Source organism: Proteus sp. G2675, assembly GCF_963886535.1.
GTDB lineage: Bacteria > Pseudomonadota > Gammaproteobacteria > Enterobacterales > Enterobacteriaceae > Proteus > Proteus mirabilis.
On sequence record NZ_CAWPCB010000024.1, the window covers coordinates 95557 to 115207 of the forward strand.

Annotated in this window: 20 protein-coding genes; 1 reads left to right on the plus strand and 19 read right to left on the minus strand. The window is 38.6% G+C overall.

The window, feature by feature from the left end:
* Window positions 1-60 precede the first annotated feature (60 nt).
* The 19 genes from AACQ49_RS06275 to yddG all read right to left on the minus strand — a co-directional run bounded on the left by AACQ49_RS06275 (window position 61) and on the right by yddG (window position 18129).
* On the minus strand, window positions 61-1191 hold the full coding sequence (locus tag AACQ49_RS06275; RefSeq protein ID WP_088207012.1) for a protein-tyrosine phosphatase family protein: 1131 nt from the start codon (window positions 1189-1191) through the stop codon (window positions 61-63).
* A gap of 206 nt (window positions 1192-1397) precedes the next feature.
* Window positions 1398-1724, minus strand: a complete 327-nt coding sequence (locus tag AACQ49_RS06280) for a DMT family transporter (protein ID WP_004245856.1) — start codon at window positions 1722-1724, stop codon at window positions 1398-1400.
* A gap of 82 nt (window positions 1725-1806) precedes the next feature.
* On the minus strand, window positions 1807-2223 hold the full coding sequence (locus AACQ49_RS06285; protein ID WP_004249190.1) for a DMT family transporter: 417 nt from the start codon (window positions 2221-2223) through the stop codon (window positions 1807-1809).
* A 34-nt stretch (window positions 2224-2257) separates the two neighbouring features.
* Window positions 2258-2962, minus strand: coding sequence for a hypothetical protein (locus AACQ49_RS06290; RefSeq protein ID WP_060555725.1), 705 nt, complete (start codon window positions 2960-2962; stop codon window positions 2258-2260).
* Between the two features lie 17 nt (window positions 2963-2979).
* On the minus strand, window positions 2980-3624 hold the full coding sequence (locus AACQ49_RS06295; RefSeq protein WP_088207011.1) for a phosphate propanoyltransferase: 645 nt from the start codon (window positions 3622-3624) through the stop codon (window positions 2980-2982).
* Window positions 3624-4130 carry a BMC domain-containing protein gene (locus AACQ49_RS06300; protein WP_088207010.1) on the minus strand — a complete coding sequence of 169 codons (507 nt, stop codon included), beginning with the start codon at window positions 4128-4130 and terminating at the stop codon, window positions 3624-3626. The genes AACQ49_RS06295 and AACQ49_RS06300 overlap by 1 nt, the downstream gene beginning before the upstream one ends.
* Before the next feature lie 16 nt (window positions 4131-4146).
* Window positions 4147-5097, minus strand: coding sequence for a choline TMA-lyase-activating enzyme (gene cutD, locus AACQ49_RS06305; RefSeq protein WP_004245863.1), 951 nt, complete (start codon window positions 5095-5097; stop codon window positions 4147-4149).
* Window positions 5098-5200: 103 nt separating this feature from the next.
* Window positions 5201-8629 (minus strand): choline trimethylamine-lyase, encoded by a 3429-nt coding sequence (gene cutC / locus AACQ49_RS06310; RefSeq protein ID WP_088207009.1) that lies wholly within the window; start codon window positions 8627-8629, stop codon window positions 5201-5203.
* Between the two features lie 51 nt (window positions 8630-8680).
* Window positions 8681-9829: a 1-propanol dehydrogenase PduQ gene (locus tag AACQ49_RS06315; protein ID WP_004245865.1), complete on the minus strand. Its 1149-nt coding sequence runs from the start codon at window positions 9827-9829 to the stop codon at window positions 8681-8683.
* 7 nt (window positions 9830-9836) lie between these two features.
* Window positions 9837-10100, minus strand: a complete 264-nt coding sequence (locus tag AACQ49_RS06320) for a EutN/CcmL family microcompartment protein (protein ID WP_004245867.1) — start codon at window positions 10098-10100, stop codon at window positions 9837-9839.
* A 26-nt stretch (window positions 10101-10126) separates the two neighbouring features.
* Complete coding sequence (locus AACQ49_RS06325; protein WP_004249183.1) at window positions 10127-11779, minus strand: acetaldehyde dehydrogenase (acetylating); 1653 nt, start codon at window positions 11777-11779, stop codon at window positions 10127-10129.
* A 68-nt stretch (window positions 11780-11847) separates the two neighbouring features.
* The gene (locus AACQ49_RS06330) at window positions 11848-12126 is read right to left on the minus strand and encodes a BMC domain-containing protein (RefSeq protein ID WP_004245869.1); all 279 of its coding nucleotides are present in this window, start codon (window positions 12124-12126) and stop codon (window positions 11848-11850) included.
* A gap of 14 nt (window positions 12127-12140) precedes the next feature.
* The gene (locus tag AACQ49_RS06335) at window positions 12141-12425 is read right to left on the minus strand and encodes a BMC domain-containing protein (RefSeq protein ID WP_004245870.1); all 285 of its coding nucleotides are present in this window, start codon (window positions 12423-12425) and stop codon (window positions 12141-12143) included.
* A gap of 20 nt (window positions 12426-12445) precedes the next feature.
* On the minus strand, window positions 12446-12724 hold the full coding sequence (locus tag AACQ49_RS06340) for a BMC domain-containing protein (RefSeq protein ID WP_004249182.1): 279 nt from the start codon (window positions 12722-12724) through the stop codon (window positions 12446-12448).
* Window positions 12725-13307: 583 nt separating this feature from the next.
* Window positions 13308-13826: a FidL-like protein gene (locus AACQ49_RS06345; protein WP_004245872.1), complete on the minus strand. Its 519-nt coding sequence runs from the start codon at window positions 13824-13826 to the stop codon at window positions 13308-13310.
* Window positions 13826-14686: a transcriptional regulator gene (locus tag AACQ49_RS06350; protein ID WP_017827350.1), complete on the minus strand. Its 861-nt coding sequence runs from the start codon at window positions 14684-14686 to the stop codon at window positions 13826-13828. Before AACQ49_RS06350 ends, AACQ49_RS06345 begins: the two co-directional genes overlap by 1 nt.
* Before the next feature lie 20 nt (window positions 14687-14706).
* Window positions 14707-15300, minus strand: coding sequence for a TetR/AcrR family transcriptional regulator (locus tag AACQ49_RS06355; RefSeq protein ID WP_004245875.1), 594 nt, complete (start codon window positions 15298-15300; stop codon window positions 14707-14709).
* 430 nt (window positions 15301-15730) lie between these two features.
* Complete coding sequence (locus AACQ49_RS06360; RefSeq protein ID WP_004250120.1) at window positions 15731-17005, minus strand: bifunctional O-acetylhomoserine aminocarboxypropyltransferase/cysteine synthase; 1275 nt, start codon at window positions 17003-17005, stop codon at window positions 15731-15733.
* A 188-nt stretch (window positions 17006-17193) separates the two neighbouring features.
* Entirely contained in the window at window positions 17194-18129 is a 936-nt protein-coding gene (gene yddG / locus AACQ49_RS06365) for an aromatic amino acid DMT transporter YddG (RefSeq protein ID WP_004245877.1), read from the minus strand.
* Between the two features lie 869 nt (window positions 18130-18998).
* Here yddG and AACQ49_RS06370 point away from each other — a divergent pair.
* On the plus strand, window positions 18999-19559 hold the full coding sequence (locus AACQ49_RS06370) for a fimbrial protein (RefSeq protein WP_004245878.1): 561 nt from the start codon (window positions 18999-19001) through the stop codon (window positions 19557-19559).
* Window positions 19560-19651 lie beyond the last annotated feature (92 nt).

The following is a 19651-nucleotide window of genomic DNA, read 5'->3' on the forward strand; positions in this document are numbered from 1 at the left end:
GTAAACCCATCCCCATTGTAAATACAATGGGGATGGTTATAGTTATTTTTTGAATAAATATTATTTTATTTCAATATTATCATTGACTAAAGGAATGTTATGATTTATTGCAAACTTAATCAGCTCATCAACTTGTGATTTCCTTTTAAGTACCTCCCTACTGCGATTTTCCCTTAAATGAACGAGAATACTTTCTAAGCTTTTTGTTTTTGTATTTCCTGCCTCTATCATTTTCATCATCTCCATTAAAGCAATAAACTCCCCTGTTCTTCCTAATCCCGCAAGACAATGGACAGCTATATTTTCTTTTGTTGGGTTTATTGTTAATTTTTTGCCAATCAAATCAATTGTATTTTTTAATTTTGTCGCATCTATTGCTGTATGATCTTTCCAATTATAAATATGTACAAAGTTTATATCTTTATTTTCATCACAACCTTTTTTAGTTAATTTATTAATATATACTTTGCAATCTAAACTTCTTTTATTTCCTAAAACTTCATTATTTCCATTTTTATTTTCTATAACTTTCCCATTTTTACCTTTTATTTTAAAACGACTGAAATCCCACTTCTTAAAGCGGCGAGATTCTATATTATCTGAATAAAAATCCTCTCTAAAGTATTTAAACCCTTTCTGCTTAGAATTGATTTTATCATATTCACTATCAGGTTTTGAGAAGTCCCATTTAATATCCTTATTCGAGGCTAAAACATAAACTGTCTTTATATCATTATCAAATAACATATTAAAATAATGTTTTAAACTCTCTTTATCATTAAGAGGATATTGGCTTGCAATAGTCGTATAAGGAGAGTTCTTAACACTCACATTATTAGTAGGTAATAATACCCCATTAGATTCTATTAAAGTTTTTTTACAATATCGTACTCTATATCTAGAATTAGGTACACATTGATAATTATTTTCATCATATTGAGGTGAGTTTTCATCATAATATAATTTGTTAAGAACTTCGGTAGATACTAATCTTTGGATATTATTTACGTTATTGATATTTTGTCGCATATAGAGAACAGGTGCTTTTTTTTCAGATAAAATTTCTGTATACCATATAGCACTACTATTCTTAACACTACTGAAATTAGGATTTCCCGTGGTATCTTTTATTCCTAAAGCATTTTTTACGCTATTAAATTTTGTACTTATATAAGAAACTATTTTTGGCATATATCACCCTTTTATAACTTAATTTTACATAACCGTCTCCCAACTTTATATTGGTAAAAACTTTAAAATATAAAAAAAACATCTTTTCTCACTCATGTTCATTTTAAGAAATGAATATAAGTGAATATAAAAATGCCGATATTTTTGAATAACATATCGGCATTTAAAATTAAAAGACAATTTAGTCTCTTGTTTATAAACTTATCTTACATCGTTGAAAAGGTATTCATAATTATCCCACCAGAGATAATCAATGCCATTGAGAATATAGCGGGTAGATCGGGTTTTTGTTTATATAAAATCATGGCAACTAATGTTACCCCAACAATACCAAATCCACACCACAAGGAATATGCCACACCAACAGGGATATAGCCCATTGCACGTGTTAAAGCGAAATAGCAAATACAGTAAGCGGCAATCACTAAAACAGAGGGAGCTAATTTACTAAAACCATTGGTCTTTTTAATCATTGAAGTGCCCGTGATTTCAGAACCAATAGACAGCGCCAGCCATAAGAATCCGGTAAACATAATGGTTATCCTTATTTATTTTAATAAAGTACTTATTTATTAAAAAATAGTTTTATTAAATATAGATTATTAAGAAATAGATTTATTTATTCACTGACGATACAGTCTGTTTTATATTTGATAACTCCGTCGTTTCTTCTGACTCTTCTTCGGAACCCATTTTCGAAAACAGATTCATAATGACGATCCCGCTGGCAATAACTGCCATACCAATAATAGCAGCCGTATCAGGATGTTGACCGTAAAATGCCATACCTAAAGTAGATACAACTAAGATACCGGTTCCGGACCAGGTGGCATAAGCTAAGCCTACTGGGATATTTTTAACTGCACGAGATAATGAATAATAACAAACAATATAAAGAACAATAATTAATCCTAATAATAATGTCTTTGTTATTCCTTCACTATTATCAAACATTTTTAAGGTCGAGGTTGCTGAGGTTTCTGAAATAATAACCGCCAGCATCCAAAGCCATGATTTTGCTTTTGGGGACATAATAAGACTCCTAAATTTTTAGATATGGTATATTTTAATCTTTCAAACTTTTTAAATATTCAATAGCAGAATCGGTTAATTTATCTTGTGATAATTGGTATTTTTCAGGGTTGCTCATTACTTGTTTCAAAGTAATATAGCGATTATTATTCGGTTGTTTTGTTTCCGTTTTATTAATAAATTTTAAATTGTGATCAAAAGCATTCTTTTTTAAATTATCTTCAACTTCATTTATTGAGCAAAAAGTAATACCCATTGATATTAATCGTTCAATATTCTGTTTTAGCACTAAGTTATAGTGTTCATTTTGGTTTAAACCTAAAATTTGATTAATTTCACTGTTTGGCTGACAAAAGTAAGGTAATGCAATAATAGGAATATTTTTAGCCAATGCGGAATGAATAAGTGTTCCTTCTTCACTAATCATTAACCCATTAATAATTTCCCCCACCAGCTTTTTGTCAAAATAGGGAATAAATAATGCCTGATAAGCGGATAACCTATGGGGATCAAACTCATCGGCTTTAGTGATATCCCCTACATGGCACCACTGCGATAAATCATGGCATTGCTGTGCCTGTGTGGTAACAAAAATAGAGGCCCGTACAGTGGAAAAATGGCTAATGCGTTGATAGATTTCATCACGATATCCCAGCGCCGGTGTTAAAACTAACAACACCGGCTTTTTTATACGCTTTTCTATTTCTGCAACAATCCGTTCAATTAATTGATTGTCCATTACCTCACCTCATGGTCTTAGCTGACAATAAACACGCTGTCGTTATTTCTAAGTCCTGCCGCATTTGCCTCATCGGTATCAATATGAAATTCCAATGCAAATTTATCACTGACGCGTATAATCACTTCATCAAAAATCAGGCTACGTTCACCCTCTGTTTTTACATGCACTTTCTGACCATTGGTCACATTTAACGCTCTAGCATCAATATTATTCATATGAATATGACGCTGAGCACAAATGACTTGCTGTTTTAATTCCACATATCCCGCAGGCCCCATTAAAACCGCATTACCGGAGCCTGCTAAATCACCGGAACTACGCACGGGTGCCTTTATACCTAATGCAAAACAATCTGCTTTTGAAATTTCTAATTGGCTTTGTGGACGAACCGGCCCTAAAACACGAACTTTACTGATAGAGCCTTTAGGCCCGACTACCATCACACACTCTTTGGCGGCAAATTGTCCCGGTTGTTTTAGATCTTTAAACGGGGTGATCTGATAGCCGTGACCAAATAACGCATCTACATCTTGTTGTGAAAGATGTACATGTCGATTAGAAATACCAACAGGAATAGCGATCCCTTGATTTATGCCCATTCCCACATTGGGGATATTTAAACGAGTGAGAATTTTTCCCATTAGTTGTTGATTAATCATTATTTTTTACCTTTACGGCTTTCAGGTTTACTCTCTTTTTTACTGCTTGGTGCTTTATCTGCTGTCATTGCTTTAGTTTCAGGGGCACTATTTTGAGCCAGTCGATCTGCAACTTCTTTTGTCGCGTCACTATCGCCACTTTCATGCTTCATGACAGTTTCAACCCTGTTTTCAGCCAGCGTTTTGAACGCATTCTGTTGTGTTTCTTCACTAATAACAGTGCTTTTTTTCTTACCTTTTATTGTCAACAATTTGGTGATAACACTTGGCTCAGGTCTTGCTATGACGAGTGATCCGATAACCAACTCTTTTTGGCTCACCACATCTACACCATGCTCAACCGCTGTTTTTACCGCACTGATCTCACCTTGAAAACAGACAGAAACTAACCCTGATCCAATTTTTCTATAACCGATAATTTCAACACTGGCAGCTTTACAAGCCGCATCAGCAGCTTGGATCGCAGCGGTTAATCCGCGTGTTTCAATCACACCTAAACTGTTCATCTTTCTCTCCTACTGATTAGTGGCGGACAAGACGGATCTCAAAATCAAATTGTTTAAAGAAGGCTTCTAAGCGATCGAGCTCTTCTGGCGTATATCCCGGATCGTTTTTAATGGGGTAGATCATCTCCAATTTTTGGTATTTATTACGGCCAAATTGGTGATAAGGTAGGATATCGATGCGCTGAAGATTACCGCGTTTTGACAACGCCATGGCGTAGTTAATTGCACCAGTAATCGCATCATAAGAGTCGTTATAACCTCGCACTAAAGGCATACGGATAACCACATTTGCACCGAGATCCATCAAACGCTCTAAATTACGGCGGACATTCTCATTACCAATACCAAATAATGCTTTATGCTGAGTAGTATCAATGTGTTTGATATCAATTAGAAACTGATCAACGACTTGCGCTAATTTTTCATAATTAGCCACATTAGTGGTTGCTTGTGTTTCCACCGCGGTATTGATCATCATCTTTTTACATTCACGTAGCAGAGCTACAGCAAAATCCGTTTGTAAACTCATTTCGCCGCCACCGATTGTGACACCACCGCCGGAAGAGATATAGAAGTCGTAATCTTGCATGATAATGTCCATCAATTCAGATACAGAGACATCTTTACCCATAATATCCAGTGCATCAGAAAGACACACTTCTTCACATTGACGGCATCCAATACAATCAACGGCACGATCAACGCGATGAACTTGCTGCCCTTGCTCATTAGTTGTCATGTAATGCACACCTGCCGGACACACATCAACACATTTACCGCAATCCACGCATTTATCGCGAGAGTACATCACCTGAAATTCACTGCTAAGACCTTCTGGGTTTGAACACCAAGGGCAGCGGATATTACAGCCTTTTAAGAAAACCAGAGTACGAATACCATCACCATCATAAATAGAGTATTTTTGGATATTAAATATCCGCCCTCTTATTTCTGCTGCCGTCTCCATCTTTACGCCTCCAAATCTGCATCAAACATCCTTGTTCGATAAATTTACATCTTGTCTTGTCGCGATTAATAGGGAGGACTCTTAGCCCTCCTTGGGTCTATGATCAGAATTTCTCAATCACTGTACGACTAATAATTTCATCCTGAACTTCTTTACATAATTCAACGAAGTACGCACTGTAGCCAGCAACCCGGACAATTAAATCGCGGTACTTTTCAGGCTCTAATTGGGCTTTTTTCAGTACTTCATTATCGACATAGCTAAATTGCATCTGACCATTACCCAAAATAGAGGCAGTTCTTAATAAGGTAATTAATCCTTGGCGTCCTTCATTGGTATCTAGCAAGCCTTTGAGGAATTTAAAGTTATGAACCATACCGATATTCATGGTTTCAACATTCATCTTGCTGATGGATTTAATGATGGCAGTTGGGCCATGTTTATCGGCACCCTGTGTAGGGCTGATCCCATCTGATAATGGTTTCCATGCTAAACGACCGTTTGGTGTTGCTGCGGTTAATTCACCAATTGGCGTGTTATTAGAGATAGATAACGTACCGTGACTAAATGTGGAGTAGAGCATTTTATATTTACGGCATTCACGTTCAGTCCATTCGGTAATGTCTAACGCATATTGGTCAACAACATCATCGTCGTTACCAAATTTCGGTGCATTTAAACAGTCACGCAGTAACTCTTCGTGCCCTTCAAAATTAGCTAATAAGCCGTCACGTATTTGCTCTAAGGTATATTTTTTGTCTTCATAAACCAGTTTGCGAATTGCCGCCATAGAATCGACATAAGTGGCTAAACCAGAGAAGATCAGACCCGGTCCGTGGTTAACCATCGCACCACCCGCTGTCACGTCTTTACCTTGCTCCATACAACCTTCAACCAATAGCGACATGAGTGGTTTTGGGGCAATGTCACGGTGAACGCGCTGGCTGATAACCGTACCAATTGCTGATAAACGAATAATATGTGCGACTTGCTCTTTAACCGCGCGATCGAAATCCTCATAAGTACGTAAATCACGTAAATCGCCGGTGTCTAAGCCTTGGTAGCTATCAAACAGCACCATACGACCACGATTTAATACAAATTCAATGGCAATTGGCCACTGGGTATAACCCGTTGATGTCCATTGATAGATACGACCTGATTTTTGTGGTTCAACACAGCCCATTAAGCAGTAATCGCGTGCATCTTCAAAGTCGAAGCCTTTGCGCAACATCATCTTGATATGAGAATCATCGAAGTGACAGGCAGGGAAGCCCATTCCCGCTTTGACCACATCAACGATTTTTTCCATATATTGCTGTGGTGATTGGTTATGGATACGACAAGCTAGTGAAGGTTGATACACTTTCACAAAACGTACTGCGTCCATAATCAAGTAAGTTAAATCGTTACAAGCATCGCCACCTGAGCGTTTTTGTCCCCCCACCGTTAAGTTGATAAAGGGTTGATAGCCGGCAAAATATTTTGCGCCAAGTTCACTAGACATCCACATTAATTCGGCACATTTGATGATAAAGGCCTGCATCATTTCCAGTGCTTGTTCACGCGTTAAACGACCTGTTTTAATGTCGTTTTCATACATTGGGAAACAGTATTGATCTAAGCGACCTAAAGAAAGTCCCGTTTGGTTCTCTTCAACTTCAAACAATGACTCTACAGTCCAGATACTTTGCAGTGCTTCTTGCAATGTTTTTGGTGGATTAGCAGGAACATTTTCATTGACTTGAGCAATGGTCAATAACTCTTCACGACGTTGTGGATCACTCTCTTTAGAGGCTAATTCACGGGCATGCTCGGCAATACGATGAGCATAAGCGATAACCCCTTCACAACTTTCAATCGACGCTTTATAGAAATAGATACGGTCAATGTCAGCAGGATTTTCCATGCTTAATTCAGCCAATTTCGCTTGTGCATCAGCTTTAATACCGTTCATCCCTTTGGTGAATAACAGCACGTCATAACCAGGGCAAGTATCACCACCACCATTAATTTGATGATAAGAGAGATCGCTGACAAAGGTTTCACCACTGAACTCCCATACACCCGCTTCGCGGTATTGCGCTTCACAGATTTCATCTAAAGAGCGACCTTCCCAAAATGGCACTATCTCTTCACGAATGACTTTTTTGTCTTCTTCTGAAATTTGGAATGGATCTTGTGGGCGCGTGCTCATGGTGTCGAGTTCATCACGTACCCAACGCCATGCGATATCAGGAGAGAAAGCGCCAGCACGCGGTTTCCCACAAGGATGTCCCACAATAAGCTCTTCATCTTGAATTAAGATAGGTGCGGTTTCACAAGCACGGCGGAAAGCTTTAGCACGCAATAAAATAGGGGGTAAACCAGGATTATTGCGAGCAATTTCAGTAAAGGCTAATGCTCTATAAATTGAAACACTAGGACGAGCCTCTAAATAACGATTACGCAGGCGCTGTAGACGGGGAGTTAAGCCTTCCATTACAGTCAACTCACCATTTGCTGTCGCCGGTGTAACAACATTGGCTGAAGGTGAAGCATATTGCGGTGGTGTATTCATACGACCGTTATATAAACGGACTTGTAGTGAACTGTGTAATGCTGATAGATTAGCGCGCGCTGATAACAACATTTCTGAAAGTTCGTTAATACTGACGCGAGGATCGTTAATATCGATACCTTGGGCCATGGCATCAAACATTGGATAGCCATCGACTTCTTTCGTTGCGCGCACTTCGGATAGCTCAGCCAGTTTTAGCCAAAGACTTTCAACAATCTCATAAGCTTGTGCTGGCGTTAAACGGCCTTGGTCAATATCACGTTGATAGAATGGGTATAGTGCTTTATCAAAGCCCATTGGGTTGATAGCGTAGCTACCATTCTCCAGATGAAGAATAAGCTGTAATAAATAGAAAACTTGTACCGCTTCTTTAAAGGTTTCTGCTGGTTTGGCGGGTACTTTACGTAAAATAGCCGCACTTTCTAATAATTCAGCTTTACGGTATGGATTACCTTCCATTGCGGCTAAATTTTCTGCTTTAGCTGACAGTAGTTGTGCAAAATAAAGTGCCGCATCACATGCATAAATCGCCGATTTGCAGAAATTGGCTTCATCCATACTGCTACGATTTACCGCACTACCAATGCTTCTCATTCTATCTTCAAGTTGTGCTTTGATGGCTAAGAAACCTTGATTCACCACCAGCATATAATCAGGTGATGCAACGCTATTATTGATACTTAAAAAGCGATAAATAGAGTCACTACGCACTTCTTCTTCGCTGTGGAAAATCGCACCACGTGGTGTTGAGGATTGGCTACCGATAATAAGCTCATCTTGAGCGATATAGCTTGGAAAATGACGAATAAACTGATAAAAGCGTTGTGCAGGTTTAATCGCTTGGGGCACACCGGCAATATTGTTATCTAATGAATCAAAAATCGTCGCACGCTCTGTGCTAATAGAACTGTTACGTGAAACTAAACGTTCTGCCAGCATTTTTACGCGTGGCGTCAAAGAATATTTGGCCATGTGAGGCTCTCCTGATGTTCTTTACTAGACCTAATCGGTATTAATTGAGCATTAACTGTGTGATACACCGGCAAATGCCTGACGATACAATGTTTCTAATTGGTGTGTGTTTACGTCACGCGGATTTGTCGGCGTACAGCTATCGCGTAAAGCCTGTCCGACCATTTCCGTTAAACGGGCATAAAAGTCCGCTTCACTGACACCGGTATCGCGAATACTCTTCGGCATACCCATTTCATCTTTCAATACATTAATGGCGACAATAAGGCTGATAACGCCTTCTTTTACCGTCTGCGCAGGTAATCCTAAACTTTGGGCAAGGTAGGCATAGCGCTTCGCTGCTTCGCTATTACAATCACCATGAAGATTGGCATTAAAGGCAATAACATGTGTCATCAATAACGCATTCGCACGGCCATGAGGGACATGAAAAACACCGCCTAATGCATGGGCAAGACTGTGTGTAATACCTAGCGACGCATTAGTAAATGCCATACCTGCGATGCAAGATGCATTGTGCATTTTTTCGCGAGCAAGTAAGTTATCCCCTTGATGATGACAATCAAGCAGATGGCTAAACACTAATTTGACTGCTTTTTCTGCCATCGCATCAGAAAAATCAGATGCAGCTTTAGACACATAAGCTTCTAATGCATGGCAAAGGACATCCATACCCGTATCAGCGGTAATTGCAGGAGGTACAGATTTCACAAGTTCAGGATCGAGGATCGCGATATCAGGCAACATAAACTCATCGACCAATACCAGTTTTTCACTGCGTGATTTGATCACTGAAAAAGAGGTCACTTCAGAGCCAGTACCACTGGTCGTGGGGATCGCAATAAACTGCGGTTTACTTCTACTGTGCTCTTTACGGGTATGCCAGAGGGAGTACATAACGGCTTTAGCAGCATCGATAACAGATCCACCGCCGAGTGCGATAACCAAATCAGGATAATGGGCATCCATTATTTTCATACCACTGACAATGGCAGAAATATCAGGATCTGATGCAACATCATCATAGATTTGAAACTCAATACCTCGTTGCATTAATTTTTCAGTGACTTTATCTGCAAAGCCAAACTTCACCATTGCTTTATCTGTCACCACAAATGCGCGGCGGGCAGTTAACCCAGAGAGAAAATTCAGTGCATTGGTGCCAAACTGAATTTTGGGTTTTATCAGAAACTCACTCATGTCGTTATTACTCCTTACTGTCCCGATAAACCTTCTCAACAATGGCAACCACGGACATCGCCTTGTAACGATCTTTGTTTAGTGCGAAGTATTCTTCAGCCAACACCACATCGTTGATACCTGCACCCACACTATCCACTGCAACATAGGTTTTATTTTTCAGTGGATTAAGCTCATCATCTAAGGTCGCTATCATTAATAAATTGCTTCCTTTCAGTTCAGGGCTTTTTTGTGTCGCGACTACGTGTCCGATTACCTTTGCGAGGATCATGGTTTATATCGCCTTCTATCAATGAGTTATTTACCCAGACGTCCGAGAACTTCTTTGATAATGCGCTCCACGTTCTCTTCGGTGATCTCACCTTGTTCAATCACTTGTTGTGCACACGCACTGACTGTCGTTGTATAAGGGGACGCGCCAAAGCGATCATCACCTTGTGTTTGACGTTGTGCTGTTGCACATTCCGCATGAACAGGGGTTAAAGAAGGTGAACGAAAACGATCATCATCAAGAATGCTGGTGTGGTAATTTGCGCTAGAAACAGCAGGTTGAGCAGCTTCTTGTGCTAATGGACAAGGTTGTTTTAACTCTTCAACACTACGTACCCCATAACCGACTTTACGAATATTCAGTAAATTCATCGGGCCGACGTTATCTGAGCTAGAACCACCGCCTACCGCACCACAACCTAGGGTTAACGCAGGAGTAATATTGGTTGTTGCGCCAATACCACCTAATGCCGCCGGAGTATTAATTAAAATACGATTAACGGGTTTTTCTAAAGAGAACTGACGAATAACATCTTCATTTTGGGTATGGATCACTAAGGTATGACCTAAGCCTTCGTTAGTGAGCAATTGCACCACACGATGACAGGCTGATTGCCAATCTTCTTCAATATACATACCTAAGATTGGGCACAGTTTTTCCCGTGAATAGGGATTCTTCGGTGAAACAGTATCTTGTAGTGCAATCAAGACGCGGGTATTAGCAGGTACAGTAAAACCGGCGCGCTGGCTTAAATAGATAGCATCTTTACCAACCACCGCAGGATTTATCGTGCCATTAGCGCGCAATAACATAGAAGCGACTTTCGCTGCTTCTTCATCATTCATAAAATAAGCACCTTGCGCTAATAGCTCACGGTGAACTTCGTTATAAATGCAACGTTCTACGATGATGGATTGCTCTGAAGCGCAGATCACGCCATTATCAAATGTTTTACTGGTGATGATATCGCTCACTGCTTTTTTGATATCCGCACTACGCTCAATAAAGGCAGGACCATTACCTGGACCACCACTGATAGTTGGTGTGCCTGATGCATAAGCCGCACGCACCATTCCTTCACCGCCAGTAGCTAAGATTAATGACACATCTTTGCTGTGCATTAATTCTTTTGTCGCTTCCAATGTCAGCAATGTCACACCATCGACAATTCCCTCAGGTGCTCCCGCTTCTAGTGCGGCTTTTTTGACAATTTCTAGCGCGCGGAAACTACACTGTTTCGCATTAGGGTGCGGTGAAAAAATAATCGCATTACCTGCTTTCAGTGCAATTAGGGTTTTATAGATAATGGTTGAAGTTGGGTTAGTGGAAGGCACTAACGCTGTAATAACCCCTAAAGGTACCCCCACATCCATGACTTTTTTCACTTTATCGTCATTGATAATGCCAATGGTCTTTAGGTCTTTCATATGTTCATACACACGCAATGACGCAAAGGTATTTTTCAGTACTTTGTCTTGCCATTTACCAAAGCCGGTCTCTTCGCTGGCCATTTTTGCCAACTCTTCTGCGTGACGAGCAGCTTCAAATGCAATGTGTTTGACTATATTGTCGATTTTTTCCTGCGAAAATTTCGCATATTGTTGTTGTGCATTTTTCGCGTTACGAACTAGCTCGCGAGCCAGTTGTCGGGATTGCAAATCTTTATCTAATGCAACCATGTTTTCCCCCATACAGGAGTTAAAAATTTAGCTGAATAACGTTTTTTTGCTTGGCAGCACCTGAATAATCAGGCTTTATGTTGCTCTGCAATCTTCTCGATATCGTTATGTGGTCTTGCAATAACACGAGAAGTCACTACTGTGCCGATACGTTTTGCCGCCTCAACACCAGACTCAACCGCTGCATTAACTGCACCGACATCGCCTTTCACCATGGCAGTCACTAAACCTGAACCGACGTTTTCATAACCAATCAGTTCCACATTGGCTGCTTTACACATTGCGTCAGCAGCTTCAATGCAAGCGACTAGACCTTTGGTTTCCACTAGACCGAGTGCTTCTTTCATATTTATTTCCTTCGTTATTCAGTCACTTTGTACTGGGCAACGATTTTTTGAATATCGTTATGTGGACGAGCGATGACTAATGAAGTGACCACCGTACCTACACGTTGAGCCGCTTCTAAGCCAGAATCTACAGCGGCTTTAACGGCACCCACATCGCCTTTTACCATTGCAGTGACCAAACCTGAGCCAACATTTTCATAACCAATCAATTCAACATTGGCGGCTTTGCACATCGCATCAGCGGCTTCAATACATGCCACTAGCCCTTGAGTTTCAATAAGTCCTAATGCATCACCCATACGTTCTCCTAAGGCAAAGACTATGCCTTGTGTTTGATAACAATTTTGTTGATGTCATTGTGAGGACGAGCAATCACAAGTGATGTGACGACTTCACCCACCCGTTGCGCTGATTCCACACCTGAATCTACCGCAGCTTTCACTGCCCCTACGTCGCCTTTCACCATCGCAGTCACGAGACCTGAACCAACGTTTTCATAACCAATCAATTCAACATTGGCGGCTTTGCACATCGCATCAGCGGCTTCGATACATGCCACTAACCCTTTAGTTTCAATCAGACCTAATGCATCACCCATTTTTATTTCCTCCAGGAAGCCGTTTAACGGTTTACAGTTACCCATCATGTCTGCGTGGTGATTTTTTAAACGCAGACCTTGGTTTCAAATTCACTATAACGGCTAAAAATAAAAACAACATATAAATCCATAAAAGATAAACATATAGTTTTATATTCTGATATTTATGCTTATTTAGCCTTATTTTTATTTATCTGTGCTGTTAATTGCCTTTTTTTATCTGTTTAAATTTATAAAAAAACACGCAAAGAAGATGAAAAAAAAGACAATTTAAGTTTGTTAGAAGGATGTTGAAAAGGTGCAAAAAGGCAGTACAAATCAGCGGGAAAGATGTGCGGGATATCACTAATATTTCAATGCCAGCTCAAGGATGAGAAAAAGCTAAATCTAGTCTATATACAAAAAGTGCTATTTCTAGGTTAGCCCTTTATGTCTTAAGCCGAACTCATTATGCGGCGTCCTTAGCAGGCATAAATAGTCAATGTTTCCGTCGATGGGGGGACAGTATGAGAGAGGGAATATTCGCAAGAATACGTCGCAACGCTCGCCCAATATTTATTGAGCGAGAAAGTAATGTGGATTTTTAATCGAATTTACTGCCGGGTTTTAAGGTACAAATATAGAGTGGGGAATTGAGCGAACTGAGTAATAACGTTTTTTCATTTAGCTTTTGTGCGTTAATAAATAATCCATCATGACTATCTGACATTTCACGCATAAAATAATCAAAAATAACATCGGGAGACTCATCAATTGAGGAGGCACTAGACTCCCATTGACTGACAAAATAGTGACGCTCGGTGGGGGAAACCCGCTTTGTGGTGTAATCAAATTTCACATAACGTTGTAAATAGAGCCAACCCGCTTTAGAGGTGGTATACCCCTCAACCACAATAGAGCCTTTGCCATTAGCGCCAAAAGAGAAATGAATATTGCCATTCACATTCTCATCTTCCATATTTTCAAAGCGCATAATGCCCTTTGTTGAACAAACCATCATACCTTCATTTTTGATAGTTAATAATCTTGTTGCTGCATAAGTGGCGACCAAGATAAAAATCAGGGCCGATAAAAAACATAAAAGTTTCCCTGAGATTTTCATTAGTATTTCCAAGAATAGTAAAAGTAATTATCGCAATAGCTAAATGGATTATCTTCGTTCTTAGCGCAATGCGCTAAAAAGACACGCCCTAAGCCATTAGTTTGTAATTTATCACCATAGAAAAAAACAAAGCGCTCCCCTTTCACACACTGTAAATTAAGCTTCTTTCTTACAGCGTCAAAATTGCGAATATAATTATCACTGACAGAGGAGTTAATCATGGCCTCGTTAGAGAGTAATTCACAATCATTATGGGTGAGAGGTGTTAATGTGATAGGCTTGGATTGATGCTGATTTAAAAAGATGATCACCACAAGAAATATGGCGCCAAATAAAAAACCAATACTGGCTAAATACCAACAAATTTCTGGTTTTTGTGGCGATGTTACCGATAATTGAGGCTCTTTTTCTAATTCACTGTCTAGATTATCAGGCTCCGATGATAACGATGTCTCAATGGGTGATGCGATATTACTTTTATTTGCTTCACCTTCGTGCTCATTTGTTTGCGTAACAGGTAACAGTGTTGAGTCATCAATTAATTCAACAGAGATATCAGGATTAAACTCTAGTCGCCCTTTGGCGATAGTGACAATAATATTTTCAATACCATAATGACGAAATGTTTTACGCAATAAACTTAAATATTGGTTTAAATTACTATTTGAAGAAACTAGCCCATTGTCATCCCACACGCGTTTTAATACTTCATCACGATTTACTACACCGGGATTTTGAATAAAATAAAAGAGTAACGCATTAGCGGTAATAGACAGATGTGTATCAACGTCACCTTTTTCTAACGATATCGCGCCATCCGTTGCGTCGTAATAAATTGAGGCATTTATTCTGTATTTCATTGTGCCCTCATTCATCCTAATTAACATGACTGATTTGCTGTGTCGGCCATATATTCAAATGTCATTTTTAATAATCTTTCAACTAATGCACTACGCTCTTGTTGTGAAATCGTAGGGCCTTCTGTGAGTTCTGATAACCAAAGGCCATCGGCAGCATAACGAATTAACGTACCTAAGTAGCTATTATCAAGTTTATCGCCTTTGGCTAAATGGCCTAACATCCAATCACGCCAACATTGACGCATTATTGGCTCGTTAGGCATAGCTAAAGAAAGTATTGCCAATTGGCGACTTTCATCTGACTGTTTGAGATCAGAAATATAGGTTAAATAAGCGCGAGAAAAGCGCCCTGCTTCTATCGGATCGTTGGCCATAATTAACGCAATTCGTTTATCCATAATACCGAGTAAGCGTTTGAATACCGCCTGTATCAGTTCTATCTTCCCAGGAAAATGGTGCAATAATCCGCCTTTACTGACACCCGCTTCTTTGGCTACGGCATTTAAAGATAAAGAAGCAATTCCTTCATTCGCCACAATAATACTTGCCGCTTCTAATAACTGCTCTTGGACGCGGATAGGATCTTTTTTTCGGTGATGTGCGGTTGTATTCATGCGTAGGATAATACCGACCAGTCGGTATGTTCCTTATTGATCAAAATCAAGCACTATTAGAGTGAGCCTTATTATATGCCAATAATGTCGTCAACTTCACATTACTTTATTTAAAACCAAATTTAATTTTAAATAATAAAATTATTTTATAGTTTTGATCTCAATAAAATATTTAATTAACAACAAAAAAAGAGAACTTGATAATTATCAATTAAAAATAAGGATAAATAGTCATTAAGATATTTCAATAATGTGGTAACGCAATAAAACACACTTTCTCTCATAGAGAATAAATTAAACACTCCTTTAAAAGAGCGATTATTTGTTTGTTTTAAAATAAAAAGCCCTCTTTAAATTTAAAGAAGGCCTTTCTATTATTAATTAAATTACTATTACTTAATCGTTATTAATTAACTATTATTAATAACGGTTAAAAACTGGCGTTTAATGCTTGTTCTAGATCAGCGATAATATCGTCTATATGTTCAATACCAATTGAAAGTCGAATTAAATCACGAGAAACCCCCGCGCGTTCTAGCTCTTCATCATTGAGTTGGCGATGAGTGGTTGATGCAGGATGACAAGCCAAGGATTTAGCATCACCAATATTGACAAGACGCACAATCAATTTCAATGCATCGATAAATTTCGCACCCGCTTCGGCACCGCCTTTGATACCAAAAGAGAGAATACCAGCAGGTTTACCTGACATATAACGTACTGCTAAATCATGCTCTGGGTGGCTGGTTAAACCTGCATATTTAACCCAGACAACTTGAGGATGATTTTGCAAATATTCAGCAACTTTTTGCGCATTTTCAGTATGACGCTCCATACGTAACGCTAATGTTTCTAGACCTTGAAGAATTAAGAAGGCGTTAAATGGCGAAAGGGCGGCTCCTGTTCCACGCAATGGAGCAACACGGCATCGCGCAATATAAGCAGCCGCACCAAAATGCTCAACATAATTAACCCCATGATAAGAGACATCCGGTGTATTGAGGATTTCAAAACGATCTTTATGTTCAGCCCAAGGAAATTTACCTGAATCAACGACGATCCCACCAATAGAGTTACCATGACCACCAATATATTTAGTGAGTGAGTGAATAATAATATCAGCACCATGCTCAAAAGGGCGACATAGGTAAGGCGTTGCTACCGTATTATCAACAATTAAAGGGACACCATGACGATGAGCCACAGTGGCGAGAGCTTGAATATCAACAATATTACCACTTGGATTAGTGATAGATTCACAAAATACCGCTTTGGTTTTCTCATCAATTAACGCTTCAAGTGCCAGCAGATCATCATGGGGGGCAAAACGCGCTTCGATACCGATACGGGGAAAAGTATGTGCCATTAAGTTATATGTACCACCATAGAGTTTCGCAACCGACACAATGTTATCGCCCACTTGTGCAATGGTCTGGATAGCATAAGTAATCGCGGCCATACCCGATGCCACAGCAACTGCTGCAATCCCTCCTTCTAAGGCGGCAACGCGTTGTTCCAATACATCATTGGTTGGGTTCATGATACGCGTGTAGATATTGCCAGGTACTTTTAAGTCAAATAGATCAGCACCATGTTGCGTATCATCAAATGCATAAGAGGTGGTTTGGTAAATAGGCACCGCAACAGCTTTGGTGGTTGGATCAGGTGAATAACCAGCGTGAACAGAAAGTGTCTCAAGTTTCATAGCAATCCCTTTGTTCTTATCATATAGGTAGCTTCTAAATAGAAGTTAGATCTTTTAACTTATAAGTAATATAGATAAGCGGATATTAGCCTTGTCGCATAGTGAAAAAATTTCAACTTATACCAATGAGACTTTTTTAAAATCGAGAGTATTTATTCAAATACCCCCAATTGGCACGAAAATTTGACTTAAGAACCCTGTTTTACATTCGATTTGCTCGTTTTTGGCATTTTTGTCATTTTTTGACGAGTCGCTAACCAACAAATTAAAGAGCCGCCTGTCACCATCATAACGCCTTGCCAAAATGAAAAAGAGAGTGCTGTAGAGAGTAGTAGGGATGAAAAAGCCGTAGAAATTACCGGAGTAAAATAAGAAAGCGTCGCTAATAATGTCACATTACCGCTGATCATTCCTGCCGTCCACGCTGCATTAGCTAACCCTATCGCAGCCCCAGTAATAAGTAACAGTGAGATACTTTTTACATTAACCACCCACTCGATTGGAGCAGAAAAAATATATTGCCCCCAAAGTGCCAATGCTGTTAAGAAAAAGAAAGGCACAATACCATTGTGTCCTCCCGAAATAAGACGAGTCACATTACTATAAAATGCCCATAACACGGCGCCGATAAACGCCAAAATATAACTGAGAGGGTTACGACAAATATTATTCCATAAGCTTTCTATTGTCAGTGGATTATCACCACTAACAACCCAAACAAGCCCACTGAATGAGCATAATAAACCCACTATCAATAGGATAGAGAATCGCTGTTTATTTAAGAATACCGCTAATGCCAGTGTAAAGCTGGGCCATAAATAGTTAACCATGCCAAGCTCTATAGCTTGTGCTCTATCACTAGCAAATCCTAGCGCTAACGATAAACAGATTTCATAGCTAACAAATAAAAGTGCCCCCCAAGCAAGGTAACGCTTAGGAAAAAGAGATAACTTAGGCACCCCTAAGATCAAAATCAAAAATAGCGTTCCCGTTGTGTAAATCAGCGCAGCACCCCCTACCGCACCAAAATACTCACTGATATTGCGAATTAACCCAACAATGGTACTCCAAAGGAATATCGCCACAATGCCATAGAGTGTTCCTTTTGATGTACTGGAAATCATGTTTATACCTTCAGATTTAAGTTTCTCTCTATATAGCCGATAGTAAAACAGAATCGGGATAATTGCTTGAATTACTCACTCCCTATAGAAGAAGCGCACTCGAAAATGAAACATTTTGTTACAATTAATATAGCAAATTAAATATATTGATTTACTCCCAATACGAGTAATAAAAGTATCTTTTATTTTTATACGATAAAAATACGCTTTGTAATTTCCAATAAAAATGAATAAACAATATTTCTATTTTATTTACAAATAATAAATTTTCATTTTAAAATTTACTTAAATGCCCCCTTTCAGCGTGCTTTTTTGCTTAACAAAAAGCCATTTTTGGTTTCATTTTATAAAAAAACTGTCCATAAAATACATTTTATGAAACATCATCTTATAAGTATAAGTACGCTATCTTTTTACGATATATCAGATAAATGATAAGATAGATGTAATAAAATCAAATAAAAAACCAAGCAATATCAATCAGATAAAAAATCACTCACAAAACATTAGACAAAGTAATATATTTTTCTATTTTTTAACAATTAAATATTACCGATAGTTGAGCAGATATTAATAGAATTTATCTATAAAACCAGCAAAAAACGATCGTTTAAAACGATTTCTCTATTTTTTTTACCACATTTATAATTTTTGTAAATTTGACTTAAGTGAATATATGGCAATTTATTCGTTTTCACGAAGATTGCTATCACTCGCTTTTGTTTTAATAAATAAAATAGTCTTATTTGGCATTTTCCAAAAATAATTTAATCCTTGTTTTTTATTATTAATAATAAAAACAGAATTAAATATTAGCTTATTTTATTAAGCTAAGTATTAAATATATATTGAAAATATAGGAACATTTAATGAAAAAGTTATTATTATCTGCAATTATTACTTCAGCAATGGCCATAATTGCTACACCTGCCCTAGCAGAAGATACTGGTACACCAGCACCAACAGAAGTTACAGTTAATGGTGGTACTATTAACTTTGAAGGTTCTGTCGTTAATGCTGCTTGTGGTGTTGATAGTAGTTCAAGTAACCAAACTGTTCGTTTGGGTCAATTCCGTGTCGCTGAATTCACTAAAAAAGGTGATGAAACAGGACGTATTCCTTTTAGCATTAAATTAAATAACTGCGATATTACTGTTTCATCATTAGCAGCAATTACCTTTAACGGTACAGCTTCTGATGGTGATGCAACTGCATTCGCATTACAAGGCAGTGGCGCAGCAACCAATGTAGCGTTAAAAATTACCGATTCAAGCAGCAAAAATGTTGTTCCAGGACAACCTTCTTCAACTCAAAAATTAATCGAAGGTGAAAACCAATTAAATTATAACGCTTCTCTTATTTCCACTGATGATACAGTGAAGGCAGGTAGCGCAAACGTTACAACTAACTTTATGGTGACTTACTCTTAATCACTTCATCACTTTTGATTGATGTCTTATCGCCAAGGACGGCCTATTTTTATCAAAAGTATTATTACTCCATATTCATTAGCTAATAAATA